The sequence below is a fragment of the Microbispora sp. KK1-11 genome (assembly GCF_006874435.1).
Lineage (GTDB): Bacteria > Actinomycetota > Actinomycetes > Streptosporangiales > Streptosporangiaceae > Microbispora > Microbispora catharanthi.
Map to the genome: position 1 here is coordinate 20366 of NZ_VIRJ01000012.1, position 25557 is coordinate 45922.

The following is a 25557-nucleotide window of genomic DNA, read 5'->3' on the forward strand; positions in this document are numbered from 1 at the left end:
CCCGGACACCAACAAGCAGCGCGATGAGGCGGATCGAGCATTCGGTCCGCCTCATTCGTTTTTCCATACAGCAGTGAGGGGGAGCGGCTGATGGCCGACTTCGTGGACCACGTCGTCCTGCACATCAAGGCGGGTGACGGGGGCAACGGCTGCGCCTCCATCCACCGGGAGAAGTTCAAGCCGCTCGGCGGGCCCGACGGCGGCAACGGCGGGCGGGGCGGCGACGTCATCCTGGAGGTGGATCCCAACACCTCCACCCTGCTGGAGTACCACCACCGGCCGCACCGCCGCGCGGGCAACGGCAAGCAGGGCATGGGCTCCAACCGGGACGGCGCCAACGGCGAGGACATCGTCCTGCCGGTGCCCAACGGCACGGTCGTGAAGGACGCCGGGACCGGCGAGGTGCTGGTCGACCTGGTCGGCGTCGGGACCCGCTACGTCGCCGCGCAGGGCGGCTTCGGCGGCCTCGGCAACGCCGCGCTGGCCAACGCCAAGCGCAAGGCCCCGGGTTTCGCGCTGCTCGGCGAGCCGGGTGACGAGGCCGAGATCGTGCTCGAACTCAAGACCGTCGCCGACGTGGCGCTGGTCGGGTTCCCCAACGCGGGCAAGTCGTCCCTGATCGCGGCGCTCTCCGCGGCCCGCCCCAAGATCGCCGACTATCCGTTCACGACGCTCATCCCCAATCTCGGCGTGGTGACGGCGGGCGAGACGGTCTTCACGGTCGCCGACGTGCCGGGGCTCATCCCGGGGGCGTCCGAGGGCCGGGGTCTCGGTCACGAGTTCCTGCGGCACGTCGAGCGCTGCTCGACGATCGTGCACGTGCTCGACTGCGCGACGATCGAACCGGGGCGCGACCCGATGACCGACTTCGAGGTGATCGAGGCCGAGCTGGCGGCGTACGGCTCGCTGCAGGACCGGCCGCGGCTGGTCGCGCTGAACAAGGTGGACGTCCCCGACGGCCGGGACCTGGCCGACATCGTCACGCCCATGCTGGAGGAGCGCGGACTGCGCGTCTTCGAGATCTCCGCGGCCAGCCACGAGGGCCTGCGGCCCCTGGCGTACGCGATGGCGGAGATGGTGGCGGCGGCGCGGGCGCAGGCCCCGGTGGAGGAGCCCACGCGGCTGGTCATCCGGCCCAGGCAGCTCGGCGAGACCGGGTTCGCCGTACGCCGGATCGACGAGAACCGCTTCCAGGTGAGCGGCGAGAAGCCCGAGCGGTGGATCCGCCAGACCGACTTCTCCAACGACGAGGCCGTCGGCTACCTGGCCGACCGGCTCGAACGGCTCGGCGTCGAGGAGGCGCTGATCAAGGCCGGCGCGACGGCCGGCGCCGAGGTGATCATCGGTCCGATGGAGGGCGGCTACGTCTTCGACTGGCAGCCGTCGCAGGGCACGGAGGCGACGATGGGCCCGCGTGGCACCGACGCGAGGCTCGGCTGATCGGGGGGCCGGAGTGGGAGATGGCGTGACAGGCAGGGAGCGGATCCGCGAGGCCGCGCGGCTGGTGGTCAAGGTGGGGTCGTCGTCGCTGACGACGTCCCGGGGCACGATCGACGTCGACCGGGTGGACGCGCTGGTCGACGTGCTGGCGGCCCGGCGCACGGCCGGCACGCAGATCGTGCTCGTGTCGTCCGGCGCGATCGCCGCCGGGCTCGGGCCGTTAGGACTGCGCGCCCGGCCCAAGGACCTGGCCACCCAGCAGGCGGCCGCCTCGGTCGGGCAGGGCGTGCTGGTCGCCCGCTACACCTCGTCCTTCGCCAGGTATGGCCTGCGCGTGGGGCAGGTGCTGCTGACGGCCGACGACATGATGCGCCGCTCGCACCACCGCAACGCCCAGCGGACGCTGGCCCGGCTGCTCGAGCTCGGCATCGTCCCCGTGGTCAACGAGAACGACACGGTGGCCACCGACGAGATCCGGTTCGGCGACAACGACCGGCTCGCGGCGCTGGTGGCCCACCTCACGCACGCCGACGGCATGGTGCTGCTGTCGGACGTCGACGCGTTGTACGACGGCGACCCGCGCAAGGAGGGCGCCCAGCGGATCGCCGAGGTCCGGGGTCCCGGGGACCTTGAGGGCGTCGAGCTGGGCACCTCCGGCCGGGTCGGCACCGGCGGCATGATCACCAAGGTGGAGGCGGCCCGCATCGCCACCGGAGCGGGCGTTCCGGTCGTGCTCACCGCGGCGGCGCACGCGGCGCAGGCGCTCGCCGGCGCCGACATCGGCACCTGCTTCCACCCGGGAGGCCGTCACCCCGGCACCCGGCTGCTGTGGCTGGCCCACGCGACGACCGGCCGGGGCCGTCTGCACCTGGACGCGGGCGCGGTCGAGGCCGTGGTCGACCGGCGCAAGTCGCTGCTGCCGGCGGGCGTCGTGAAGGTCGAGGGCGACTTCGCCGCGGGCGACCCGGTCGACCTGTGCGCGCCGTCGGGCGCCGTCGTCGCCCGCGGTCTGGTCAACTATGACGCGGGGGAGGTCCCCGACCTGCTCGGCCGCTCCACCCGGGAGCTGGCCAGCACACTCGGCCCGGAGTACGAGCGCGAGCTGATCCACCGGGACGACATCGTGATATTGGAGCCTGTTCACCACCACAAGTGACGGAGCGCGAGGCAATGTCTGAGGCAGAGGAATTTCTGAAGGTCGCGCGGGCGGCGAGGGACGCCGCGACGGTGCTCGCGCCGATGCCGCGCGCGCCGAAGGACGCGGCGCTGCGCGCCGTGGCCGACGCCCTGGAGGCGGCCACGGACGAGATCGTCGCGGCCAACGCCGTGGACGTGGACCGGGCCAGGGAGAACGGCACCTCCGAAGCGATGATCGACCGGTTGCGGCTCGACGCCGGCCGGATCGCGAAGATCGCGGAGGCCGTCCGCCAGGTGGCCGACCTGCCCGACCCGGTCGGCGAGGTCGTGCGCGGCAGCACGCTGCCCAACGGCCTGGAGCTGCGTCAGGTGCGGGTGCCTCTCGGCGTCATCGGCATCATCTACGAGGGCCGGCCCAACGTGACCGTGGACGCGGCCGCGCTGTGCCTCAAGAGCGGCAACGGCGTGCTGCTGCGCGGGTCGTCCAGCGCGTACTCCTCCAACACGGCGCTGGTGCGGGTCATGCAGGAGGCGCTGGCGGCGACCGAGGTGCCGGCGGAGGCCGTTCAGCTCGTGCCGGGCCAGACCCGCGAGTCGGTCAAGCACCTGATGCGCGCCCGCGGGCTGGTGGACGTGCTGATCCCGCGCGGCGGCGCCTCGCTGATCAACAGCGTGGTCGAGGAGTCGACCGTGCCGGTGATCGAGACGGGGGTGGGCAACTGCCACGTGTACGTGGACGCCGACGCCGACATCGACACCGCTCTGAAGATCCTGGTGAACGCCAAGGCTCAGCGGCCCTCGGTGTGCAACGCGGCCGAGACGCTCCTCGTGCACGCCGCCATCGCCGACGAGTTCGTCCCCAGGGCGCTGACGGCGCTGAAGGACGCGGGGGTGACCGTCCACGGGGACGAGCGGGTGCGGGCCTACGGCGCCGACGTCGTGGCCGCGACCGAGGAGGACTTCACCACGGAGTACCTCTCGCTCGACATCGCCGCCGCCGTCGTCGACTCGCTGGACGACGCGGTCGCGCACATCCGCAGGTACGGCTCGGCCCACACCGACGCCATCGTCACCCGCTCCCAGCAGGCCGCCCGCAGGTTCGTGGCGACCGTGGACTCGGCCGCGGTCGCGGTGAACGCCTCGACCCGGTTCACCGACGGCGGGGAGTTCGGCTTCGGGGCGGAGATCGGCATCTCCACCCAGAAGCTGCACGCCCGGGGCCCGATGGGGCTGCCGGAGCTCACCTCCACCAAGTGGATCTACACCGGCGAGGGCCACGTACGGGCGTGACCGTCAGACGCGGGTGAGCACGGGACGCGAGCCGAGGCCCGCGTCCCTGGCCCGCAGGGCCGCGTCCACCCGGCTGGGGGCGGCCAGCTTCGTCAGCACGTTGCTCACGTGGTTGCGCACGGTCTTGGTGGCCAGGCACAGCTCGCGGGCGATCTCGGCGTTGGACCTGCCGTCGGCCAGCCGCTCCAGGATCTCGTGCTCCCGCTGGGTGAGGCCCGGAAACGGGCTGCGGGCCTGCGGCGCGGTGAGACGGTCGAGGAGCCGGGGCGCCAGCCCGCCGCCGAAGACCACCTGCCCGAGCGCCACGGACCGGACCGCTGCCGCGATCTCCGCGGGCCCCGATCCCTTCAGCAGGTAGCCGTGCGCGCCGGCCAGCAGCGCGCTCATGAAGCCCGCCTCGCCGTCGTCGGGGCCCAGCGCGAGCACCCGTACGGCGGGGCAGCGGCGGCGCAGGGAGCCGAGCGCGCCCAGCATCGCCAGGTCGGCCAGCAGCACCTGCGGCGACAGCCGTACGCACAGGCGCAGGGCGTCGAGGTCGTCGCAGGCGGCGCCGGCGACGGAGATCCCAGCCGCCTGCTTCAGGGCGGACCGGATCCCCTCGACGAACAGCGGGTGCTTGTCGGCGATCACGACGGTGATCGCGCCGGATGAGTGAGTCATCGTCATCTGTCTTCGTCTCGCCGGTGTCAGCGCGGGCCGGCGGTCCGGCCGGCCTCGTCGATGAACACACTGCCTGGGCGCGCTTGTCGGCCGGTTGGCATCGGCTTATGCGTGATTCGAACGGCGCGCCTCCGCCTATTCGGGCGGCCGGGCCGCTATGGTTGGCGCTCCTATGGCTGGACGTCTCGGGCGGGTCGGCCCCTACGCGCTGCTGGAGCGGCTGGGCCGGGGTGGCATGGGTGAGGTGTACCTCGCCGTCGGCCGCCGGGGCGATCGCGTCGCGGTGAAGATGCTCCGCGACCCCATCGAGAACGATCCCGACGCCCGATTACGGCTCGAACGCGAGGTGCGGGCGCTGCGCCGGGTCGAGAGCCCGTACGTCGCCCAGGTGCTCGACGCCGACCTGTCCGGCGACCGGCCGTATCTCGTCATGGAGTACATCGAGGGGGAGAACCTCCTCGACGGCGTACGGCGTGGCGGGCCGCTGCCGGAGTCCCGGCTCATCACGCTGGCGCAGGGCCTCGCGGCGGCTTTGGCGATCATCCACGCGGCCGGGGTCGTGCATCGCGACGTCAAGCCGGCCAACGTCCTGCTGGGCGAGCACGGGCCGGTGCTGATCGACTTCGGCATCGCCCAGGTGCTCGACGCGACCCGGGTCACGATGACCGGCACGTTCCTCGGCACGCCCGGCTACTGCGCTCCCGAGGTCTTCGCCGACGAGACCGTGGGGGAGCCCGCCGACGTGCACGGCTGGGCCGCCACGGTGGCGTTCGCCGCCACCGGACGGCCGACCTTCGGCCGGGGCACCGCCGAGTCCCAGATGTACGCGGTGCTGAACGGCAAGGCCGACCTGGTGGGGGTGCCGGCCGCCCTGCTGCCGCTCGTCCGCGCCGCCCTGCATCGCGACCCCGCCCGCCGCCCGACCGCCGCGTTGCTGGCCGACCGCCTGTCCCGGCTCGCGCGGGCCGCCGGGGAGGCGTCCGCCGCCGAGACCACCACGCGTACGCCCGCGGAGCCGGCCCGGGCACGTGCCGCGGCCGACGCGAAACCGGTGGCGAAATCGGTGGCCAGGAAGGCCGCCAAGACGGAGGACAAGCCGGTCAGGAAGGGCGCCGAGGCCGCGGCACGGGAACCGGCGACGGCGGCAGAGCGGGCCGCCCGGCGCGGCGGCGGCCCCGGCTCCGCCGCTCGCCCCCGGCGGGTGAGGACGGCCACGGCCCTCGCCACCGCACCGGAGGGGGCGGAAGGGGCGCTCGGCATCCCGACAGGGAACGCGGCCCTGGTCCTGGTCGCGCTGCTCGCCCTTCCGTGCGTGGTGGCGTCGGTGGTCTACCCGCTCGCCACCTTCGCGATCACGGCGGCCCTCGCAGTGGTGATCAGGGCCGTGTGGACCAGCCACTGGCTGGTGCGGAGCCGCAAACCCGGCCGTGCCCGGGCCTGCCTGCGCGCGCTGGCGTTCCCGCTCACGCTGGCCGGTTCGCTGCTGTCGGCCGTCGCGTGGCCGGGGCTGCCCGCCGCCGCGGTGGCGTTCACGGGGCTGTGGGTGGGCTCCGGGGGACGCCTGGAGCCCGAGTGGTGGTCTCAGCCGGTGCCCGTCACGATCGCCGGCGTGGCGTTCGGCGTCGTCAGTGGCGCGATCACCGGCCGGGAGATCGAGCGCGCGGGCGCGGCCATCCCCGGCCTGCGGCGGGAGGGCCTGCGCGCGCTCGCCGTCCTGGGCGGCTTCGTCGCGCTCTGCGCCGCAGCCGTCCGCGCCGTGGCCTTCTTCTTCTGACGCTGCCGGGCCGACCCGGTGCTCAATCCTCGCGGCTCAGCTCTTGTGGCTCAGTTCTCGCGCCGGGCGAAACGGTTGAAGATGCGCTCGCCGGCGTTGACCGCGCCCTCGGCGACGTCGCGCAGCACGCCGATGAACGGGTCCTGCGACTGCGCCCACGACTCGCGATAGGAGTTGGCCGCCGCCTTGATCTCTTCGGTGATGCTGGCGTTGGCGTCGTCCTCGCGGCGCGGGTAGGTGCCGCCGATGATCCGGTCGTACTCTCCGCTGCGACGCCAGCGGTCGAGCTCGGCGACGCGGGTCACCGCGAACGGGTGGGTCGTGCCGAGCATGTTGAGGACCTTGAGCAGGCCGTCGCGCACGTCGCCCGCGGTGTCGTACTCCCTGGCCTGGTCGAGGAACGCCTCGATGTTCATCTCGTGCAGGCGGGAGCCGCCGGCGAGCTTCATGAGCGCCCGCAGCGCGGCGTCAGGGTCCTGCCCGGCGAGCAGGCCCCCGCGGTCGGCGGACATCTCGGCCTTGCGCTGCCACTCCTCCAGGGCGGCGACGATGACCCGCAGGCCGATGTAGCCGAGCGGGATCCAGGCCACCCGGGTGGCCAGGCGGGTCAGGATCGCGAGCATCGTGCCGTAGACGGCATGGCCCGACAGGATGTGCGAGGTCTCGTGGCCGATGACGAAGCGCAGCTCCTCCTCGTCCATGAGGTCGAGCAGCCCCGTCGAGACGATGATGAACGGCTCGTCGAAACCGATCGCCATCGCGTACGCGCTCGGGTCCTGCTGCACGTAGATCTCGGGGATCCGGTGCAGGTCGAGGATGTAGGCGCTGTCGCGGCCCATGTCGTGCAGAGCGCGAAACTGGGTGTCGGTCGTGCGCACCGCGGAGGCCAGGTACATCAGGCGGAGCCGGCGCTCGCTGAACAGGCCGGACGTGCGCTTGAGCACCGCGTCGAATCCGGAGAGCGAACGCATCGCGACGAGCGCGGAACGGTCGGCGGGGTGTTCGTAGGCTCGCGAGCTGATACCGGGCAGCTGCACGCGATTGCGATCGGGAGTGGTCATGTCCCGCATGCTATGTCTCACGGGCCGGACGCGCGCGGACGTCGGGGGAGCCCCGGCCGTCATGGGAGGGCCGGTTTCCGGTGTGGTCCGCTAGGCGCGTTATCGTCCGTTTCATGCGTAACGGGACGGCGATCCGGCGACTGGGCGTGATGGGCGGGACCTTCGACCCGATCCATCACGGCCACCTGGTGGCGGCCAGCGAGGTGGCCCACCACTTCAACCTGGACGAGGTGGTGTTCGTCCCGACCGGACGGCCATGGCAGAAGGCCGAGCAGAACGTGTCCTCGTCCGAGGACCGCTACCTGATGACGGTGATCGCCACCGCGTCGAACCCCCGCTTCTCGGTCAGCCGGGTGGACATCGACCGGCCCGGCCCCACGTACACGATCGACACGCTTCGTGACATCGCGGCCGCGTACGGCCCGGACGTGGAGCTGTACTTCATCACCGGCGCCGACGCGCTCGCGCAGATCCTGAGCTGGCGCGACGCCGACGAGTTGTTCACCATCGCGCACTTCGTCGGCTGCACGCGGCCCGGCCACACGCTCCAGGACCCCGGCCTGCCGGCGGGCAAGGTCAGCTTGGTCGAGATCCCGGCCCTGGCGATCTCCTCCTCAGAGTGCCGCGACCGGGTGGCCGCCGGGGAGCCCATCTGGTATCTGGTCCCCGACGGCATCGTGCAGTACATCAACAAGCGCGGCCTCTACCACGACCCGGAAAGCTGACCTGGGCGTCCCCGGTCACGGGGAACGGGTGAACCGTGGGGCGGGTTCCGCCTTCCGAGGCAGCGTGCAGGCCACGGCGAGCACGCCGGCGAACGCCGCCGCGTACAGCACCGGACGGTAGGAGGTCAGGGCGAGGAGCCCGGCGCCCAGCGCCATCCCCACAGCGGTCGGGACGAACAGCACGGTGTTGGCGGTCGCGGACACCGTGGCCAGCAGGTCGCGGGGCGCGATCCGCTGCACGGCGGTGAAGGCGGCGACCAGCACCCAGGGCAGCCCCAGCCCCGACAGCAGGCTCGCCGCCGTCACGACGGGCTCCCAGGGGGCCGCGCGCAGGGCCACCGAGGCGGCGAAGAGGAGCCCTCCGGCGGCGGACAGCCGCGCCTCGCCGGCCCGGCGCAGCAACGGCCCCGCGATCAGGCCGCCGAGGACCGTGCCGCCGCCCTGGACCGCGGACAGCACGCCGGCGAAGCCCGGCTCCCGGTGCAGGCCGTGGTCGACCACGGCGAACACGACCGCCCCGTTGACGCCGCTGACCAGCATCAGCGCCGCCCCGGACAGCGCGAGGCGGCGCAGGAGCGGGTCGCGGAACAGGAAGCGCGCCCCCTCCGCCGTCCGGGCCGCCCAGCCGCGCGTCTCGCGGGCGCGCCGGGCGGAGGCGGCCGGCAGGCGCAGTGTGCCGAGCAGCCAGGCGCCGGCCGCGAAGGTGGCCGCGTCGAGCGCGACCACCGCGTCGCCGCCCGCGGCGGCGAACAGCCCGGCGCCCAGCAGGGGCGCGGCGAGGCGGGTGCCCTCCGACGCGCTCATGCGCAGCCCGTTGACCTCGGCCAGCAGCGTCTCCGGCACGGCGGCGGGCAGGACGGCCGCCTCCGCCGCGTCGAGCACGACGAAGCTCACGCCGTAGAGCAGGAGCACCGCGAACAGCAGCCAGACCTGCGCGGGGGAGCGGACCAGGAAGAGCAGGCAGAGCGCCGCGCCCATCACGACGTTGGTCCAGACGAGCACGGGCCGTGGGCCGAGGACGTCGGCCACCGCGCCGAGCACAGGCCCGGCCGCCGTCGGCGCCCAGAAGCAGAAGGAGGTGAGGCCGGCGAGGCTGTCGGAGCCGGTCAGCGACTTCACCCAGATGCCCGCGACCAGGGACATGGCCATGGTGCCGAATCCGGAGACCACGACGGCGCTCAGATAACGGCGGGCGTTGCGGTCGGCGAGGGCGGCTTTCATGCCCGGGATCATCGCGGCAGCCGACCCCCAAGTCAATGCTTGGGGGTTGTGATGGTGTTTACTTTCCGCCATGGCGGAGGCGGATCCCAGGCTCAGGGCACTCGCGCATCCGGTGCGGCTGCGCATGCTCTCGCTGATGTGGGGCGCCCCCATGTCGGCGGCCGAGCTGTCCCGCGAACTGGGCATCTCACACGCCCTCGCCAGCCATCACCTGCGCTGCCTGGACGACGCCGGGCTGGCCGAGCTGGCCGACGTACGGGTCCGGCGCGGCGGCCGGGAGCGCCGCTACCGGGCGGCGGGGGGCACGCCGCTGACCGAGCAGCGGGACGGCTTCCCGCTGCTCGCCGAGGCGCTGGCGCGGTCGCTGCGCGAGCGGGCCGGGCGGCGGCGCACGGGCGAGGAGGGGGTGACGGCCGACGCCGAGCTGTGGGTCGAGCCCGAGCTGTGGCACGACGTCCGCGGCAGGATCCTCGCCGCGATCGTCGACCTGCACGAGGGCGCCGCGGCCCCCCGTACGCCGGGGACGATCCGGGTCGGCGCCACTGTCGCCGCCTTCCCTCTGACGGAATCCACGGGCCCTGAAGGACGTTGAACTCCTGATCCCGGGCATAACACCGGAATCGACAGGGTGTGCCGGTAGGGTCTCCCCGGGAAAGCCGGTTGTACGGGACACGCGGACTGTGCACCCTGGAAGAACCCGTCAACGGAGGACAGAACCGAATCGTGACAGCATCCGAGAGATCGATCCAGCTCGTACGGGTGGCGGCCGAGGCCGCCGCCGAGAAGCTGGCCGACGACATCATCGCCTACGACGTGAGCGACCAGCTGGTCATCACCGACGCCTTCCTTCTCTGCTCCGCCTCCAACGACCGGCAGGTCCGCGCGGTCGTCGACGAGATCGAGGAGCGCATGCGCGTGGAGGCCGACGCCAAGCCCGTACGCCGTGAGGGCGAGCGGGAGGGCCGCTGGGTCCTGCTCGACTACCTCGACATCGTGGTGCACGTGCAGCACGAGGAGGACCGCAACTTCTACGCGCTGGAGCGCCTGTGGAAGGACTGCCCGTCCATCGAGCTGCCGGAGAGCGTCAAGCGGGTCGCCGCGCAGCGCGGGCACGGAGCGGCCCGGTGACCAACGCCATCATCGGGGCGGCGCGATGAGCCGTCGCGTCGTCTGCCTTCGGCACGGGCAGACGCTCTGGAACGTCGAGAAGCGCTTCCAGGGGCACACCGACATCGCATTGGACGAGACCGGGATCGCGCAGGCGGCCCGGGCGGCCTCCCTGCTCGCGGCCCTGCGGCCGACCATGCTCGTCTCCTCGGACCTGCGGCGCGCGTACGACACCGCCTCGGCCCTCGGCCGGCTCACCGGCCTCGACGTGGCCGTGGACAAGGACCTGCGCGAGCGCGGCGGCGGCGAGTGGGAGGGCCTGACCCGCGACGAGATCAGGGCGGGCTGGCCGGTCGAGTACGAGGCGTGGGAGGCCCCGGGCGGCGAGGACGTGGCGCACGTCGCCGACCGCGTGGCCGACGCCATCGGGCGCTGGGCGTCCCGCGTCGACGAGAACGGCCTGCTGGTCGTCGCCTCGCACGGAGCCGCGCTGCGGCTCGGCATCTGCCGTCTGCTCGGGCTGCCGCAGGAGCTGTGGTCGGCGCTCGGCAGCCTGGGCAACTGCTCGTGGTCGGTGCTGGAGGAAGGCCGCCGGGGCTGGCGCCTGCTGGAGCACAACGCGGGGACGCTCCCCGAGCCGATCAGCAGCGACGACAGCCCCGCGGCCACCGCCGACGGCTGAGACGCCTGTGGCCGGTGACGATTAGGTAAACGGACGGGCATACCTATATGCTCTCCGAGCGCCGCGCCGGGAACACCCGGGGCGGTGGCAAGGGGCTATAGCGCAGCTGGTAGCGCACCTCCATGGCATGGAGGGGGTCTGGGGTTCGAGTCCCCATAGCTCCACCCACACGGCTGGAACTTTCTCGCGCGTCATCGCGGCGCGGGCGCCCGGAGGATCACAGGCTCTTCAGATAGGCGAGCGACGGCATGAAGAAGTACTCGCCGCCCTTCATCGTCACGGTCTGGGGGACCTGGCGCTGGGGGGCGCTGAGCTTCGCGCTGCCCCACGCCTTCGGGTAGCGCACCTTGACGTCCCGCTTGCCCTGGCCGATCACGGGGTCGTGGCCGGTGCCCCCGGCCGGGAAATCGGGGTTGTCGGCCCAGGTCTGCTGGGTGAACTCGAACTGGCTCTGCAGGCTGGAGTTGAACGCCATGAACAGCAGGCCCACCCCGCCGGTCGGCCGGGTCGTCGCGGGCGCGTCGTCCCACGGCTTGTCGGTGCGCCTGCCGTACGTCTGACCGCGCCGGGCCATCATCACGCCGAGTGCGCGCTCCAGGCCGCCGTCCCGCGAGTCGCGGGGGTTGGCCTTGCGGATGTGCGCGCTGACCGGGCACTTGGCCCCGGGGTCGTCGCGGTAGCTGAAGTCGTTCTGCACCGGGTGGCCCTCGGAGCTCGGCTTGCCGTGCAGCCGCAGCGGGGTGCCGTTGCGGAACCGGCCCACCAGCATCGCGCCCGCGAGCGGCCGGTCGTCTCCCTTCAGGCCGAGCGCGTCCGCGAGGGCCTCCTCGGCCTCACGGAACGCGCGGACGTTCTGCTCCAGCTTGCGCAGGACGAGATAGCTGCCGAAGTGCCGGCTCGGGTGGGGCGCGAGGGGGTCGGGGACGAGCACGTGGCTCAGCGGGAAGAACGGCTTCCAGTTGGTGCCGGACTCGGCGGCCACCTGGTCGGCGAGGAACAGCGGCTGGCTGCGGCCGTCCACGTAGCCGAAGTGCTCGATGCCCCGGCCCTGGGCGTCGCGCAGGCCCTCGCCCTTCTCCTCGCCGACGATCTTCGCGGTCTTCGGCAGCAGCGCGAGGACGCGCTCCCGGGTGGCGGCGACCGGCTCGGGCGTGGCGTCGCCGATCAGCACGATCGCGTGGATCTCCTCCTGGTAGTGCTTCTCCCAGGCGCCGACCGCCGGGTCGCTCAACGTGTCCTTGCGCCGTTTCATCCCGGACTTGAACGCGTTGTCGGTGAATTCGGTGGTGGAGTCGCCCAATTTCAGATAGCCGATTTTGCTGATACCGACGCCCACGTACGGCGTGCCGGTTTTCTTCGAGCGGTTGAAGTCGCGGACCTCCTCCAGGTGCTTCCTGGCCGATTTCATGAGCGGCACGAGGGAGCGCAGGAAGCGCCTGCCGTCCGGGCCGTCGCCGAAGTGCACGAACAGCAGGGACATGTTTTCCCGTACGTGCGCCTGCAGGATGTTCGGCTGCAGGTTGTCGAGCATCGCCGTGGTGTCGGCGTCGAGTTTCGCCGAGTCCCATGCGAGCGGCTTGCTGTTGGACAGGTCGACCGGCATGTCGAATCCTTCCCCGTAGTAGAAATGTCGGACCCCCACCGATTAGAGCCATCATCTACGGAAATGGTTCGTCGCGCTCCGACTTTGCCTGGACGAGAAGGGGCCAGGTCAGGCCTATTCCGCACCACCGGGGTAGTGACCGGTCATGACGAAGAGACGGCCTGTCGGCGTTGAAGAGGAGTTCCTTGTCGTCGATCTCGAGACCCGGCGGCTGACGCCGCTGGCGGAGTCGATGCTGGAGCGGCTGCCGGACGAGGGGTTCGCGGCCGAACTGCAGCGCTCGGTGGTGGAGACCAACAGCACCCCGATGGAGGACCTGAGCGATGTGCGGGCCGAGATCGTGCGGCTGCGCCAGGCGCTCGTGTCGGCCGGTGAGCCGCTGGGAGTGGGCGTGATCGCCTCCGGCACGACCCCGATCACCGGCATCGAGGGCTACACGTTCACGCCGGGGGAGCGTTACGAGTACCTATCGGACTCCTACCGGTTCCTCGCCCAGGAGCAGCTCATCTGCGGGGCGCAGGTGCACGTGGAGATCGACGACAGGGACGTGGCGGTGCTCGCCGCCCAGCGCGTGGAGGCGTGGCTCCCCCCGCTGCTCGCGCTCAGCGCCAGCTCGCCCTACTGGATGGACGAGGACAGCGGGTATGCCAGCAGCCGGGCGCTGACCTGGCAGCGCTGGCCGACGGCGGGCCCGCTCGGCCCGTTCGCCGACGCCGCCGCGTATGACAGGACGGCCGAGGACCTGGTGGCCTCCGGCGTCATCGAGGACCGGGGCATGGTCTACTTCGACCTGCGGCTGAGCGCCCACGTGCCGACGGTGGAGATGCGCATCTGCGACTCCTGCCCGCTCGCGGACGACGTGGTGCTGCTCGCGGGTCTCTTCCGCGCCCTCATGACGAGGGAGACGGAGGCCGTGGAGCGGGGCGAGCCGCCGGTCGGCGAGCAGCGCCTGGCGCTGCTGCGGGCGGCCAACTGGCGGGCGGCCCGTGACGGGCTGGAGGGCGACCTGCTGTCGCCGGTGACGAGCAGGCCCGAGCCTGCCCCGCGGCTCATCACGGGGATGCTGGAGGAACTGCGGCCGACGCTGGAGGAGCTGGGCGACTGGGAGATCGTCTCGGAGCTCGCCGACGCGGCGCTGCGCCGGGGCAGCTCCGCCTCCCGCCAGCGGGGGGCGTACGCGGTCAACGGGAAGCCGGAGGACGCTGTCGACCTGCTGCTCGCGGAGACCCGGCAGCGCTAGGCGGTGCCGGCAGGCCGTGCGGCAGGGCGGGCGTGCGGGCCGATAGCCTACTGGCCATGTCTGCGACCCCCGCCCTGAGCGCGGCATGAACGGCGCCTACTCGGGCTGGCTGATCGGCGCCGCCCTGCTGCTGGCGCTTGTCGGCGTCGTCACCGCCGTACGGGATCGGCCGATGGGGCCGGTGCTGCTGGCCGGGCTGGGACTGCTGGAGCTCGCCGTGCTCGCGCAGGCGGGCTTCGCGCTCGCCGGGCTCGGCCACGTGGCGGAGAAGGCGACCTTCATCGGCTACCTGGCGGGCACCGTGGTGATCCCGCCCGCCGCCATGTGGTGGGGCCGGGCGGAGCGTACGCGCTGGGGTCCGGGGGTCATCGCCGTGGCCGCCTTCACCGTGGCGGTCATGACCGGGCGGCTGCTGCAGATCTGGAACGCGGGCGCATGAGCGCCCCTTCCGGCACGGGGCCTGGACGCGTGCTCGTGGCCGTGTACGGGATCTTCGCGCTGGCCGCGACCTCCCGCGCCGCCGTGCAGATCGCCACGAAGTTCGGCGAGGCGCCGCTGGCGTACGCGCTGTCGGCGTTCGCCGGAGTGGTCTACATCGTGCTCACGGTGGCGCTGGCCCGGGGCGCACGGCGCGTCGCGATCGCCGCCTGCCTGGTCGAGCTGGCCGGGGTGCTGATCGTCGGCACGCTGAGCCTGGCGGACCCCGCCGCGTTTCCGCACGCCACCGTGTGGTCGGGGTACGGCAGCGGGTATGGCTTCGTGCCGCTCGCGCTGCCCGTGATCGGCCTGCTGTGGCTGCTTCGCGGCGTCCGCCGTTCGTAACGACTTCTCGGAAGCTGGAACAAATGAGAGCGATGGGGGCTTTGGTATGGTGTCAATCGTAGGATGACCCGATGAGGGGAGATGTTGCGGCGATGAGTGCCGTCGTGACGCGGAGGGGCGTGCTCCGAGCACCATGGAGAGCACGAGGCGGATCGATGGCGTGGCTGATCGCCGGGGGGATCGCCCTCGCCGCGCTGAACCTGCGCACCGCGGTGACCAGCGTGGGGACCGTCCTTGACCAGGTGAGCGCGGGTCTGGGTCTGTCGGGGGCGATGACGGGGCTTCTCACCACGCTGCCGGTGATGAGCTTCGCCCTGTTCGGCGCCCTGACGCCGGCCATGTCCCGCAGGATGGGGGAGCACCGGCTGCTGCTGGCCGCGATCGTCCTGCTCGCGGCGGGGCAGGCCGCGCGCTCCCTCGTCGACTCGGCCGTGCCGTTCATGGCCGCCAGCGCGGTCGCGCTGGCGGGCGGCGCGGTCGGCAACGTCGTCATCCCCGCGCTGATCAAGAGGCACTTCCCGCGGCGGGCGGGTGCGATGACCACCGTCTACTCGACGGCCCTCGCGGCCGGGACGATGGTCGCCGCCGCCGCGACCGTTCCCGTGCAGCAGGCAGCGGGAGGCAACTGGCACGTGGCACTCGGGGTGTGGGCGGTTCTGGCCGCCGTGGCCGCGATTCCGTGGCTCGCGCTCAGGCGCGGTGAGCCGGAGCGGCGCGACACATCCGCGAGGGCCGGAGCCGACGGCCTCCTGCGCAGCAGGCTCGCCTGGGCGGTGGCCGGATACTTCGGCTCCCAGTCGCTCATCGCGTACGTGATGTTCGGCTGGCTGCCGCTGCTGCTGCGGGACAACGGCTACACCGCCGGCCAGGCCGGTCTGGTCCTCGCCGTGTTCACCGGGCTCGGGATCCCCGTCTCCATGGCGGTGCCCGCCCTGGCGGCCCGGCTGTCCGGCCAGCGCCCGCTGGTGATCGCCTTCGCCGTCCTCTACGCGGCCGGCTTCGCGGGCCTGCTCACCGGGCAGGCGCTGTGGGCGTGGTCGATCCTCGTGGCCGTCGGCGGGGGCACGTTCCCGCTCGCACTGGCGATGCTGGCCCTGCGCACCCGCACGGCGGCGGGCACCGCCGCGCTGTCGGCCTTCGGGCAGAGCGCCGGATATCTCATCGCGGGCGCCGGGCCGATCACGTTCGGCCTGCTCCACCAGGTGAGCGGCGGGTGGGTGCTGCCGTTCGGGCTGCTGTTCGCCGCGCTCGCCGTACAGGTGGCCACCGGCTGGTACGCGGCGGCCGACCGCACCCTGGAAGACGAGACGTCGTCGGTGCCCGGTGGGCGGCGGGACGATCACGTCTCGCGGGGCGTGCGCGACCTCGTCGCGGGACGGATGCGCCGGTCGGTCGAGAAGGCGCGGCGCGCGCGGTCGGGCGACGGGGGCAAGGCGGCCCGGCCGGGCCTGGCCCGCCCGGCCGGACGGCACGGTGCAGGCCGGGGGGACGAGCGCCGCAGGTCGGCCACCCGCTGAGGTCGCGCACCTCGGTTTAGGCCCTTCTCTCAGGGCAGGCGTAGTGCAGAGACCCACGAGAGAAGGAGAAGGCATGAGCTCGATCGAACAGTCCGTCGACGTGAATGTCCCGATCCGCACCGCGTACAACCAGTGGACGCAGTTCGAGAGCTTCCCGGAGTTCATGGAGGGCGTGGAGTCGGTCAAGCAGATCGGCGACACGCGCACCGACTGGGTCGTCGAGATCGCCGGCGTCCGTCGCGAGTTCGAGGCGGAGATCACCGAGCAGCACCCCGACGAGAGGGTGGCCTGGCGCTCTGTCGACACGCCGCGGCAGGCCGGCGTCGTCACCTTCCACCGGATCGACGACACCACGACCCGGGTCACGCTGCAGATGGAGTACGACCCCGAGGGCTTCCTGGAGAAGGCGGCGGACGCCCTGCAGATCGTCCGCATGCGCGTCAAGGGCGACCTGGAGCGTTTCAAGACGTTCATCGAGTCGCGCGGCGGCGAGACCGGCGGCTGGCGCGGCGAGGTTCCCGGTCCGCACCAGCAGGGCGGCACGGGCATCGGCGGCTCCGGCACGGGCTACGACATCGGCGAGCCGATGCCGCCCCAGCCCGTGAACCCCGAGTATCCGCGCGAGACGCCGCTGCCGCCGCCCGGCCCCGGCCCGATCCCGCCGGCTCCCGGCACGGGTCCCGTCCCCGGCACCGGCCCGGTGCCGCCGCGTGACACGCCCGGCCCGGTGATCTGATCACGCGTCACGTGAACAGGCCCGTCTCGCGAATCGCGAGACGGGCCTATTCGTTATTTATGGGTGATCGGAAATTTATTTGGCCCTGATATGATGGAAAAACCGTGTTATAGCCTCTCGGGCGTATCTCATTGCATCAATCGAAAGGGATGTCGCCCGTGTGCTACGAGCCCGATGCCGTGCCGCCCGTCCACGGTTCTCCGATCACGACCGTCACGTCCGAGCGCCTCGTTCTGACCTCGGCCGACGGGGCGAACTTCGCGGCTCACCTGTCCCGGCCCGGCCGCCCGTCCGGTCCTGCGGTGCTCGTCCTGCCGGACAACCGGGGACTGTCGGCATTCTACGAGCGCCTCACAGAACGGCTCGCCGAGCAGGGGCACACCGCGCTCGCCATCGACTATTTCGGGCGCACGGCCGGGACCGATCCGCGCTCCGGCAGCGATTTCCCCTTCATGGAGCACCTGGGAAAGGCGCACAAGGACACGCTCTTCGCCGACATCGCCGCCGGCGCCGCACACCTGCGGGCCGAAAGCGACGAGGAAATCGTCTCCCTCGGCTTCTGCTTCGGCGGCAGGCTCGCGTTCATGACGGCCCTGCCCACCTTCGGGCTCGCCGGCACCATCGGCCTGTACGGATATCCGGACGTGTTGTTCGGCAAACCCGGCCCCACCCAGATGGCGGGCGAGCTGCGCGGACCGATCCTGGGATTGTTCGGCGGCGCGGACGAGGGCATCTCACCCGAGGTGGTGAGCGCGTTCGGCGAGGCGCTGGAAGGCGCGGGGGTGGCGCACGAGTTCGTCACCTATCCGGGAGCGCCGCACAGCTTCTTCGAGCTGGGCCGCCCGGAGCTGGCCGAGGCCTGCGCCGACGCCTGGTCGCGCATCCTCGGCTTCCTGAAGCGGACAGCCCGAGGCGACCTGACCTCGCCTCGGGCTGCCACGATGCAAGACTAAGCCTTCCGGCTCCCGCCGCGCGCACCGGCACCCCCGAAAGTGCCTAAATGGTGATGCGGCCGAACGTGCGGACACGTTACGGTGCCCGCGTGACATTGATCGTCTCTCCGCCGCCCGCCCGCTAGCGGGCGGCGTCATCCGGTGAGCCGGGCCCGGGCGGCCCGGCCGGTGGCCCCTGCCCGCCTGCGGGAATCGGGCCCACCTCACTGGAGAGACATCGATGCACCATGCTCCAGCCCTGTCCGTACGGCAGGGCCTCGTCTACGTGTCCACCGCCGCGGTCGCCTGGGGAACCGGGGGAGCGGCGGGAGCGCTGCTGCACGGCGCGGGACAGCTGAGTCCCGTCGCCGTTTCGTTCTGGCGCTTCGCCTGCGGCGCGGCGCTCCTGCTCGCCGTCGCCCGCAGCCGCCCCTCCTGGCGGGCGGTGCTGCTCGTCGGCCCGGCGATGGCGGTGTGCCAGGCGGCCTACTTCGCGGCCATCGCCGAGGCCGGGGTCGCGGTCGCCACGATGATCACGATGGGCGCCACCCCGCTCCTGGTGGCGGCCGGTGGCCGGGTCTTCCTGGGCGAGCCGCTGGGCCGTACCGGTCTCGGATGCGCCGCGCTCGCCGTCGCCGGTCTGGCCATGCTCATGGGAGGCGCGCAGACGGTCACCCCGGCGGGCGCCGGCTACTCGCTGCTGTCGGCGGCGGCCTACTCCCTCGTCACCCTGACGACGCGCCGGATGCCCGCCGACGGCGTGGCCGTGTGGGGGTTCGTCGGGGGCGCGGCCTGCCTGCTCCCGCTCGCCGCCGCCGGGGGGCTGCTGCCCGCCGGGCACGCCGTGACGAACGTGCTGCTGCTCGGCTACCTGGCCGCCGTGCCGACGGCGCTCGCGTACGGGCTGTTCTTCGCGGGGCTGCGCGTCGTCGGCGGCACCACGGCGGCGGTCCTCTCCCTGCTCGAACCGCTGGTCGCCGCCGTCGTCGGCGTCGTGCTGCTGGGGGAGCGCCTGTCCGCCGTACAGGTGGGCGGGGCGCTCGTGCTTCTGTCCGCCCTCGCCTGGCTCGCCAGGGGGGAACTTCGCGGCGCCCCGCGCTAACTCAGGGGGCGGAGGACCTGTTAGCGATACCATGAGCTGGGGGCAGTGCGCGTACGCGGTCACCAGGCGGAACGTTCCCCGCGGGGCTCGTGACGCAACGGTGATCATCACAGTATTGACACAGCTCGCTGTTATCGCTAACACTCAGGAAACCTCATCAGAATGAGCGGGGCGCGGCGGATGACGAAGGTCCGGCCTGGAGAGAGCCCGACCGAACGCCCGAAGGCGGCGGTCATGGAGGACGTCGCGGAGCTGGCAGGAGTGTCGGCAATGACGGTGTCGAGAGTGCTGAACGCTCCGGAGAAGGTGCGCCCGGAGACCCGGGCGCGCGTTCTCGCGGCGGTCCGCGAGCTCGACTACCGGCCCAATTCGGCGGCGCGGGTCCTGGTGACCGGCCGCTCGGGGGTGCTGGGGGTCGTCTGCTTCGACACCACCCTGTACGGCCCGGCCTCGACGTTGTTCGGCATCGAGCAGGCGGCCAGGGACAGCGACTACCTGGTCAGCATCGCCAGCCTGCCCGCGCTCAACCGCAGCTGGATCACCAGGGGAATCGACCGCCTGCGGTCCCAGTCGGTGGACGGCGTCATCGTCGTCGCGCCGCACGAGTCGGCCGCCGAGGGGCTCCGGCACCTTCCCCCGGGCCTCCCGGTGGTCGACGTCGGCGGAGGAACCGACCTGCCGGTGCCGGTGGCGGCGGTGGACCAGTACGCCGGCGCCGCCCGCGCCACCCGCCACCTGCTCAGTCTCGGTCACCGCACCGTCTGGCACCTGTCGGGCCCGCCTAATTGGATCGACGCGAGCGGCCGGGTGGCCGGCTGGCGGTCGGCGCTGGAGGCGGAGGGCAGGGAGGTTCCCGAGCCGCTGGTCGGCGACTGGACCGCCTACTCCGGTTACGAGATCGGCAAGCGGCTCGCCCGTGAGCCCGACGTGACGGCGATCTTCGTGGCCAACGACCACATGGCGATGGGCCTGCTGCGAGCCCTGCGGGAGACGGGCCGGCGGGTCCCCGAGGACGTGAGCGTCGTCGGGTTCGACGACGTCCCGGAGGCGGCCTACTTCTGGCCGCCCCTGACCACCGTGCGGCAGAACTTCGGCGAGGTCGGCCGGCAGGCGTTCCAGCTCCTGCTGGACCGCATCGCCGGGGTGGAAGGCGAGGCCAGGCGCATGGTGGAGCCCGAACTCGTGGTGCGGGAGAGCACCGGCGTCAGCCCCTGAAAAGGCTTCCGCCCGGCTCGCGAGCGGGCCTGGCGGAAGACCGTGTCCCGTCGGTCCAGGCCCCCGGCGGGACGCGTGGAACGACCGTCCCCCTGCGGATCGGTCCATGTGCGGGCTGCCGGCTACGCCGGCCGCTTCGATGATCGGACACGAATGAGAACGGCGGCAGGCGTGTCCACGCCTGCCGCCGCTCGGGAGGAGCCGCCCGGGGCGATGGCGCACCCCGGACGGCCGCTTGTTACGGCTTCACCTCCAGCGTCACCGTGGTGACCGACGGCCGGAAGCGGGCGTCGCCGGAGTAGGAGACGGTGAGCTCGTGCGTGCCGGCCGGCAGGTCGAGGCCGAGCTCGGTCTTGCCCTGGCCGCCGGGGCTGAGCGTCCCCTCGCCGAGGATCGTCGCGCCCTCGGACACGGTCACCTCACCGGTCGCGCCCTCCGGGTCCACGCTGTAGTGGACCTGGACCTTCTTGCCCTGCTTCACCTGCTTGGGCGACGCGTGGGCGGTGACGGCGGTGTCGGCCCGGGTGTCCTTGCCGAGGCGGATGAACGTCACCGAGTGGGCCGGGAAGTCGTAGGTGAATGCGGAGGAGAATCCGCTCACCTCCCGCTCGACCGGAGAGATCTTCGTGGGCTCGGCGAGCGAGTTCACGGCGGTGAGGTCACCGGTCAGCGAGGTGACGAGGGCCTTCGGCGCGATCTTGGCGGTGCCGAGGTCGACCGTGCTGCGCACGGCGGTGTCCTGGACGTTGACGGCCTTGATCACCACGTCGCCGGTGTCGCTGTCCTTCGAGACCACCTGGTAGAGCGGCTCGACGGCGGCGTTGTCGGTGAAGTCGTTGATCTTCTGACCGTCCAGCCACGTGGTGATGCGGCGACCCGAGACCTGAATCTTGACCTTGTAGTCGCGGCCCGTCTGGACCGTGGTGCTCGACGTCGCGATGGACGACTTGGAGCCGTTCGTCGCCTTCTCGACGGCCGACTGGGTGTTGTTCCAGCCGCCGATGTTCCACCAGTAGAAGTTGCCGGTGTCCTTCGCGCCGAACATCACCAGGAAGCCCTCGGCGCCGCCGGTCTTGCGTGCCGTGACCTCCAGCGTGTAATTGGACCAGTCCGTCGAGCCGGCCGTGGACCGGGCGTCGGTCACGTTGGCCGACTGGACGTACGCGCCGTCCTGCGCCGCCCACGTACCCTGGCCGGGAGTCCACTTGCCCGTGCCGTTCGAGAAGTCGTCGCTGAACAGGACCGTGCCGTCGGCCCGGGTCACCTTGACGTCGTCGTAGCGGACCTGGGTGCTCCAGGAGCCGAGGCCGATGGCGCCCTTGATGTCGTCCACCGGCAGCGGGCTCGCCTTGTACGTGCTCGGCAGCACGGTGTCGCCCACGTTGCGGGAGAACAGGCGCTGCACGTAGTAGCTGGGCGAGCCGTACACCTGGTCGTTGTCGAACCAGATGAGGTCCGGCGTCCAGTTGACGTAGTCGACGTTGGACAGCAGCGGCGCGTACGACGCCAGCTCGACGACGTCGGAGTTGCGCTCGATGCCGGTCAGGTACGACGCCTCGGTCAGCGCGTTCCAGTACGTGTTGCCCTTCGAGGCGTACTCGCCGACGAACACGTGCGGGCCGCTGCGGTCGTAGGTGTCGTAGCGGTGGTTGTTGGCCAGGAACCAGCTCGGGTCGTTGTAGTAGTGCTCGTCGACCAGGTCGGCCTTCTGGTCACGCGCGAACTGCCACATGCGATCGAACCAGCTGCCCTGGGACGTCTGGCCGGCGTTCGAGAGGATCTTGATGTCCGGGTACTCGGCCCGGATCGCGCTCGCGAACTTGGGGAAGTTCGTGAAGAACTCGGGGTAGATCTCCTCGTTGCCGAGGCCGATGTACTTCAGGTCGAACGGCTTGGGGTGGCCCATGGCGGCCCGCTTGGCGCCCCAAACGGAGTCGGCGGGGCCGTTGGCGAACTCGATGAGGTCGAGGGTGTCCTGGACCCACCGCTGGAGCTTGGCCTCGTCGGTCAGCGGCCGGTTCTCGTTGCAGCCGTTGACGCCCACCGACAGCACCGGCAGCGGCTCGGCGCCGATGTCCTCGGCGAACTGGAAGTACTCGTAGTAGCCGATGCCGTACGTCTGGTTGTAGCCCCAGAAGTTGAAGTTGGTCGGCCGCTCCTCGACCGGGCCGAGCGTCTCCTTCCACTGGTAGATGCGGCGCCGGTCCTGGTTGAGCGAGTACGGGTCGTAGGTGCCGACGTTGGTCACGCAGCCGCCGGGGAAGCGCAGGAACCGCGGCTTGAGAGCGGCGATCGTCTCGGCGATGTCCTTGCGCATGCCGTTCTGACGGCCCTTGAAGGTGTCCTCGGGGAACAGCGAGATCATGTCGAGGTCGGCCCGGCCGGTGCCGCCTGCCAGCACGACCAGGCGCGCGGCGTCGGTGGTCTCGCTCGCGGTGATCGTCGCGGTGTACTTCTTCCAGTCGGCCGACCGGGCGTCGATCGTGGCGGTGCCGTACACCGTGGAGCCGTCGGCGCTCTCGAGGGAGGCGGTGATCGGGCCGCCGCTGGTGCGCCGGGCGAACAGCGACAGGTCGTAGGTCTTGCCGGCCTGGACCGCGATGCCCTTGTTGAAGCCGGCGTTGCTCACGCCGAAACCGGTGCCCGGGCTGGTGATGTCCAGCCGCAGGAAGTTGCGGTTGTTGCTGTTCAGCGGCTGGTCGCCGGACACCGCGGCCGTGCCGGCCGCGCCGCCGCGCCCGACCCTGGTCCACGCGGTGAGGCCGTTGTAGTTCCGGTTGTCGACCGAGTTGAACTCGAAGGACCGGTTCTGCACGAGCTCGGCGTACAGGCCGCCGTCGGCCGCGTGGTTGATGTCCTCGTAGAAGATGCCGTACAGGTTGGGGCTGACCTTGGTGCCGGCGGCGGTGGTGTCCACCTTGAGCTCGCCGGCGTCCTTGGCGTACCCCTCGACCTGGAACTTGGTGCCTTGGCCTGTGGCGACGAGCCTGCCGTCGCCGACCGCGACTCGCTTGTCCCCGGCCGACAGGTACACCTTGCCTCCGCCGGCGTCGCGGAGTTGGAACGCTCCAGCCGTCGAGCCGAGGCGCAGTGTGGAGTCGTCGGCGACCCCCAGGTAGCCCTTGCCGTTCAGGTCCTTGAGCGCGACGGTGCCGTCGCCCTTGTCCTCGGCGGTGACCGCGAGGCTCGTCATGCCCTGGGCGTCGGAGGCGACCACCTGCCCGTCCTCGGCGGCCGACAGGTACGGCGCGGAGCCGGCCGCGCGCAGCGTGAACGGGCCGGACGGGACGACCGTCTTGCCCTCGGCCGCCTTGACCGCGAAGTAGTCGAAGTCGGCCGCGATGGGGGTGCCGTTCTGCGCGGACAGCGCGAACAGGCCGACCTGCTTGACGTCCAGCGCGGCGGTGACCTTGGACGCCTGCACCCAGGCGGAGCCGTTCCAGTACGACGAGGTGAACTCGTTGCCCGTCCTCGCCAGCTTGAGGATCTCGCCGGTGGATCCGGAGCGGCTCGCGAAGGCCGCGGTGAAGGCCGCCTTCACCTCGGTGTCGGTCTCGATGACGTTGCCCCCGGACGAGCCGACGTGCGCGAGACCGGCGCGGACGTAGTTGTCCCAGTCCTGCCAGGCGAAGATGCCGGCGCTCTGGTAGTCGAGTGCCACCGGGGCGCTGAACTTCGTGACGACCTCGAAGTCCCCGGCGGGGACGTCCATGAGGAAGATGTTCTTGGCCGAGTTGTCGGTCTGGTAGGTGTCGCCCTTCAGCGAGTGGATCCGCAGGCTGCCGGGCTGCTCGCCGAGGGACCACTGCGTGTTGTCGGGGTTGAGAACCTGCCAGTCGGGACCGAGCGTGGCGGCGTCGAACTGGTCGACGGACGCGCCGGCGGGGATCGGGTCGGCGGTCTCGGCCTGAGCCGGCGTGGTGGAGAGCACGCCGCTCACCACACCGCTCACCATGGCCGCCGACAAGGCCAGTGACCAGGCCTTTCTGCTCATTCGGGGGGCTCCTCCGGTTTCTGTTAGCGTTAACATCACGGGATGGTCGCGAAGTGAGCGCTAACAAGCTGGATTCGGCCACCAGTTAAGAGCTATGTGGCATGTCCGTCAATAGGGCGTGAACGCCATGTTTCGGCGTGACCGGACCGTAATCGGCCACCACCTTGACGGGGGGTTGTGTTAACGCTCACAGTCTTCCCAAGCAGTTGAGAGGAGCGCCAGTGGGACCCAACGTCGACCGCCGCCCGCCCGTCATGGCCGACGTGGCCAGGCTGGCCGGAGTGTCGCACCAGACGGTCTCGCGGGTGCTCAACGACCATCCGAACGTCCGCGCCGAGACCCGCACCCGGGTCATGCGGGCCATCGACCAGCTCGGTTACCGCCGCAACCTCGTCGCCCGGGCCCTGGTCACCAAGCACTCGCGCACGCTGGGCGTGGTCAGCTTCGACACGACGCTGTACGGCCCGGCGAGCACGGTATACGGAATCGAGCAGGCAGCGAGGGACGCGGGCTACTTCGTGAGCATCGTGAGCCTGCGGACCATCGACAGGGCCGGCGTGAACGACGCGATCGGCTACCTCGCCGAGCAGGGTGTGGACGGCATCGTCGTCGTCGCCCCGCAGCGATCGGCGGCCCGGGCGCTCGACGATCTGCCGGCGGGCATGCCCGCCGTGGCCGTCGAGGGCTGGCACCAGGGAGACGTCTCCGTGGTCAGCGTCGACCAGGTCGAGGGCGCCAGGCTGGCGACCTCGCACCTGCTCGAGCTGGGGCACGAGACCGTCTGGCACATCAGCGGCCCGGCGGACTGGCTGGAGGCCGAGGGCCGGATCGAGGGCTGGCGCGCGGTTCTGACCGCCGCGGGGCGGCCCGTCCCCGGCATGCTGACCGGTGACTGGAGCCCCCGATCGGGTTACCGGGCCGGCAAGGAGCTCGCCGCCATGGCCGGCGACGTCACCGCGGTGTTCGTCGCCAACGACCAGATGGCGCTCGGCCTCCTGCGCGCGTTCACGGAGGAGGGGGTGAAGGTCCCCGAGCAGATCAGCATCGTGGGCTTCGACGACATCCCTGAGTCGGAGTTCTTCTCCCCGCCGCTCACCACCATCAGACAGGACTTCGGGGCCGTAGGCAGGCGCAGCATCGACGTGCTGCTCCGGCAGATCGAGTCGGGCGAGGCGCTTCCCCATGAGCGTCTCGTCGTGCCTCCCCAGTTCGTGCTCAGGGGAAGCACAGCCGCGCGCTAGCCGCACGGAAACACATTGGATTACCAGCGCTGTGCCGTAGGTGTTAGCGCTAACTTTA

Annotated in this window: 22 protein-coding genes and 1 tRNA gene; 18 read left to right on the top strand and 5 right to left on the bottom strand. The window is 71.6% G+C overall.

The features are described 5' to 3' along the window. The first annotated feature begins 90 nt into the window (after positions 1-90). Genes obgE through FLW16_RS18660 form a run of 3 tightly spaced genes read left to right on the top strand, consistent with a single transcriptional unit; the run spans position 91 to position 3867 of the window. The gene (gene obgE / locus FLW16_RS18650) at positions 91-1440 is read left to right on the top strand and encodes a GTPase ObgE (RefSeq protein ID WP_142561383.1); all 1350 of its coding nucleotides are present in this window, start codon (positions 91-93) and stop codon (positions 1438-1440) included. 25 nt (positions 1441-1465) lie between these two features. After that, complete coding sequence (proB, locus tag FLW16_RS18655; RefSeq protein ID WP_221891148.1) at positions 1466-2596, top strand: glutamate 5-kinase; 1131 nt, start codon at positions 1466-1468, stop codon at positions 2594-2596. Positions 2597-2610: 14 nt separating this feature from the next. Next, a complete protein-coding gene (locus FLW16_RS18660) occupies positions 2611-3867 on the top strand; it encodes a glutamate-5-semialdehyde dehydrogenase (RefSeq protein WP_142561384.1) in 1257 nt (418 codons plus the stop codon). 3 nt (positions 3868-3870) lie between these two features. On the opposite strand, the gene FLW16_RS18665 is transcribed toward FLW16_RS18660, so the two are convergent. Next, complete coding sequence (locus FLW16_RS18665; RefSeq protein ID WP_185949487.1) at positions 3871-4527, bottom strand: response regulator transcription factor; 657 nt, start codon at positions 4525-4527, stop codon at positions 3871-3873. A 172-nt stretch (positions 4528-4699) separates the two neighbouring features. Between FLW16_RS18665 and FLW16_RS18670 the strand changes: the two genes are divergently transcribed. After that, entirely contained in the window at positions 4700-6301 is a 1602-nt protein-coding gene (locus tag FLW16_RS18670; RefSeq protein WP_142561386.1) for a serine/threonine-protein kinase, read from the top strand. A gap of 50 nt (positions 6302-6351) precedes the next feature. Here FLW16_RS18670 and FLW16_RS18675 read toward each other — a convergent pair whose 3' ends face one another. After that, positions 6352-7371, bottom strand: coding sequence for a M48 family metallopeptidase (locus FLW16_RS18675; RefSeq protein WP_142561387.1), 1020 nt, complete (start codon positions 7369-7371; stop codon positions 6352-6354). A 104-nt stretch (positions 7372-7475) separates the two neighbouring features. Here FLW16_RS18675 and nadD point away from each other — a divergent pair, with 104 nt between their 5' ends. Further along, positions 7476-8087 (top strand): nicotinate-nucleotide adenylyltransferase, encoded by a 612-nt coding sequence (nadD, locus tag FLW16_RS18680; protein WP_142561388.1) that lies wholly within the window; start codon positions 7476-7478, stop codon positions 8085-8087. A gap of 15 nt (positions 8088-8102) precedes the next feature. On the opposite strand, the gene FLW16_RS18685 is transcribed toward nadD, so the two are convergent. Further along, a complete protein-coding gene (locus FLW16_RS18685) occupies positions 8103-9308 on the bottom strand; it encodes an MFS transporter (protein WP_142561389.1) in 1206 nt (401 codons plus the stop codon). A gap of 70 nt (positions 9309-9378) precedes the next feature. Between FLW16_RS18685 and FLW16_RS18690 the strand changes: the two genes are divergently transcribed. The 4 genes from FLW16_RS18690 to FLW16_RS18705 all read left to right on the top strand — a co-directional run bounded on the left by FLW16_RS18690 (position 9379) and on the right by FLW16_RS18705 (position 11261). Next, complete coding sequence (locus tag FLW16_RS18690; RefSeq protein ID WP_142561390.1) at positions 9379-9900, top strand: winged helix-turn-helix domain-containing protein; 522 nt, start codon at positions 9379-9381, stop codon at positions 9898-9900. A 131-nt stretch (positions 9901-10031) separates the two neighbouring features. After that, on the top strand, positions 10032-10436 hold the full coding sequence (gene rsfS, locus FLW16_RS18695; RefSeq protein WP_142561391.1) for a ribosome silencing factor: 405 nt from the start codon (positions 10032-10034) through the stop codon (positions 10434-10436). Between the two features lie 25 nt (positions 10437-10461). Continuing rightward, positions 10462-11097: a histidine phosphatase family protein gene (locus FLW16_RS18700; RefSeq protein WP_142561392.1), complete on the top strand. Its 636-nt coding sequence runs from the start codon at positions 10462-10464 to the stop codon at positions 11095-11097. A 91-nt stretch (positions 11098-11188) separates the two neighbouring features. After that, positions 11189-11261: transfer RNA gene (locus FLW16_RS18705), tRNA-Ala, on the top strand. A 53-nt stretch (positions 11262-11314) separates the two neighbouring features. On the opposite strand, the gene FLW16_RS18710 is transcribed toward FLW16_RS18705, so the two are convergent. Further along, entirely contained in the window at positions 11315-12700 is a 1386-nt protein-coding gene (locus tag FLW16_RS18710; protein ID WP_142561393.1) for a peroxidase, read from the bottom strand. 145 nt (positions 12701-12845) lie between these two features. On the opposite strand from FLW16_RS18710, the gene FLW16_RS18715 reads away from it, so the two are divergent. The 8 genes from FLW16_RS18715 (at position 12846) to FLW16_RS18750 (ending at position 20264) form a co-directional block, all read left to right on the top strand. Then, entirely contained in the window at positions 12846-13940 is a 1095-nt protein-coding gene (locus FLW16_RS18715; protein ID WP_142561394.1) for a glutamate--cysteine ligase, read from the top strand. Positions 13941-14025: 85 nt separating this feature from the next. After that, positions 14026-14379: a hypothetical protein gene (locus tag FLW16_RS18720; protein ID WP_142561395.1), complete on the top strand. Its 354-nt coding sequence runs from the start codon at positions 14026-14028 to the stop codon at positions 14377-14379. Next, complete coding sequence (locus FLW16_RS18725) at positions 14376-14762, top strand: hypothetical protein (RefSeq protein WP_142561396.1); 387 nt, start codon at positions 14376-14378, stop codon at positions 14760-14762. The genes FLW16_RS18720 and FLW16_RS18725 overlap by 4 nt, the downstream gene beginning before the upstream one ends. A 155-nt stretch (positions 14763-14917) precedes the next feature. Continuing rightward, positions 14918-16279 (top strand): MFS transporter, encoded by a 1362-nt coding sequence (locus FLW16_RS18730; RefSeq protein WP_260615377.1) that lies wholly within the window; start codon positions 14918-14920, stop codon positions 16277-16279. 73 nt (positions 16280-16352) lie between these two features. Next, positions 16353-17015, top strand: a complete 663-nt coding sequence (locus tag FLW16_RS18735) for an SRPBCC family protein (protein WP_142561397.1) — start codon at positions 16353-16355, stop codon at positions 17013-17015. Between the two features lie 158 nt (positions 17016-17173). After that, the gene (locus FLW16_RS18740; protein WP_260615378.1) at positions 17174-17968 is read left to right on the top strand and encodes a dienelactone hydrolase family protein; all 795 of its coding nucleotides are present in this window, start codon (positions 17174-17176) and stop codon (positions 17966-17968) included. 220 nt (positions 17969-18188) lie between these two features. Next, positions 18189-19049 (top strand): DMT family transporter, encoded by an 861-nt coding sequence (locus tag FLW16_RS18745; RefSeq protein WP_142561399.1) that lies wholly within the window; start codon positions 18189-18191, stop codon positions 19047-19049. A gap of 180 nt (positions 19050-19229) precedes the next feature. Then, positions 19230-20264: a LacI family DNA-binding transcriptional regulator gene (locus FLW16_RS18750; protein ID WP_142561400.1), complete on the top strand. Its 1035-nt coding sequence runs from the start codon at positions 19230-19232 to the stop codon at positions 20262-20264. 238 nt (positions 20265-20502) lie between these two features. On the opposite strand, the gene FLW16_RS18755 is transcribed toward FLW16_RS18750, so the two are convergent. Next, positions 20503-24258 (bottom strand): alpha-L-arabinofuranosidase C-terminal domain-containing protein, encoded by a 3756-nt coding sequence (locus FLW16_RS18755; protein WP_142561401.1) that lies wholly within the window; start codon positions 24256-24258, stop codon positions 20503-20505. Between the two features lie 254 nt (positions 24259-24512). Between FLW16_RS18755 and FLW16_RS18760 the strand changes: the two genes are divergently transcribed. Beyond that, the gene (locus tag FLW16_RS18760) at positions 24513-25499 is read left to right on the top strand and encodes a LacI family DNA-binding transcriptional regulator (protein WP_142561530.1); all 987 of its coding nucleotides are present in this window, start codon (positions 24513-24515) and stop codon (positions 25497-25499) included. Positions 25500-25557: the final 58 nt, after the last annotated feature.

What these genes read in the sequence shown, in the direction of transcription:
- FLW16_RS18750 (WP_142561400.1), top strand. Translation starts at nt 19,230, where the DNA reads ATGACGAAGGTCCGGCCTGGAGAGAGCCCGACCGAACGCCCGAAGGCG.
- FLW16_RS18675 (WP_142561387.1), bottom strand. Translation starts at nt 7,371, where the DNA reads ATGCGGGACATGACCACTCCCGATCGCAATCGCGTGCAGCTGCCCGGT.
- FLW16_RS18715 (WP_142561394.1), top strand. Translation starts at nt 12,846, where the DNA reads ATGACGAAGAGACGGCCTGTCGGCGTTGAAGAGGAGTTCCTTGTCGTC.
- FLW16_RS18745 (WP_142561399.1), top strand. Translation starts at nt 18,189, where the DNA reads ATGCACCATGCTCCAGCCCTGTCCGTACGGCAGGGCCTCGTCTACGTG.
- nadD (WP_142561388.1), top strand. Translation starts at nt 7,476, where the DNA reads ATGCGTAACGGGACGGCGATCCGGCGACTGGGCGTGATGGGCGGGACC.
- FLW16_RS18685 (WP_142561389.1), bottom strand. Translation starts at nt 9,308, where the DNA reads ATGAAAGCCGCCCTCGCCGACCGCAACGCCCGCCGTTATCTGAGCGCC.
- FLW16_RS18710 (WP_142561393.1), bottom strand. Translation starts at nt 12,700, where the DNA reads ATGCCGGTCGACCTGTCCAACAGCAAGCCGCTCGCATGGGACTCGGCG.
- FLW16_RS18660 (WP_142561384.1), top strand. Translation starts at nt 2,611, where the DNA reads ATGTCTGAGGCAGAGGAATTTCTGAAGGTCGCGCGGGCGGCGAGGGAC.
- FLW16_RS18730 (WP_260615377.1), top strand. Translation starts at nt 14,918, where the DNA reads ATGGCGTGGCTGATCGCCGGGGGGATCGCCCTCGCCGCGCTGAACCTG.
- FLW16_RS18670 (WP_142561386.1), top strand. Translation starts at nt 4,700, where the DNA reads ATGGCTGGACGTCTCGGGCGGGTCGGCCCCTACGCGCTGCTGGAGCGG.
- FLW16_RS18760 (WP_142561530.1), top strand. Translation starts at nt 24,513, where the DNA reads ATGGCCGACGTGGCCAGGCTGGCCGGAGTGTCGCACCAGACGGTCTCG.
- FLW16_RS18725 (WP_142561396.1), top strand. Translation starts at nt 14,376, where the DNA reads ATGAGCGCCCCTTCCGGCACGGGGCCTGGACGCGTGCTCGTGGCCGTG.
- FLW16_RS18735 (WP_142561397.1), top strand. Translation starts at nt 16,353, where the DNA reads ATGAGCTCGATCGAACAGTCCGTCGACGTGAATGTCCCGATCCGCACC.
- FLW16_RS18690 (WP_142561390.1), top strand. Translation starts at nt 9,379, where the DNA reads ATGGCGGAGGCGGATCCCAGGCTCAGGGCACTCGCGCATCCGGTGCGG.
- FLW16_RS18720 (WP_142561395.1), top strand. Translation starts at nt 14,026, where the DNA reads ATGAACGGCGCCTACTCGGGCTGGCTGATCGGCGCCGCCCTGCTGCTG.
- obgE (WP_142561383.1), top strand. Translation starts at nt 91, where the DNA reads ATGGCCGACTTCGTGGACCACGTCGTCCTGCACATCAAGGCGGGTGAC.
- FLW16_RS18755 (WP_142561401.1), bottom strand. Translation starts at nt 24,258, where the DNA reads ATGAGCAGAAAGGCCTGGTCACTGGCCTTGTCGGCGGCCATGGTGAGC.
- FLW16_RS18700 (WP_142561392.1), top strand. Translation starts at nt 10,462, where the DNA reads ATGAGCCGTCGCGTCGTCTGCCTTCGGCACGGGCAGACGCTCTGGAAC.
- FLW16_RS18665 (WP_185949487.1), bottom strand. Translation starts at nt 4,527, where the DNA reads ATGACTCACTCATCCGGCGCGATCACCGTCGTGATCGCCGACAAGCAC.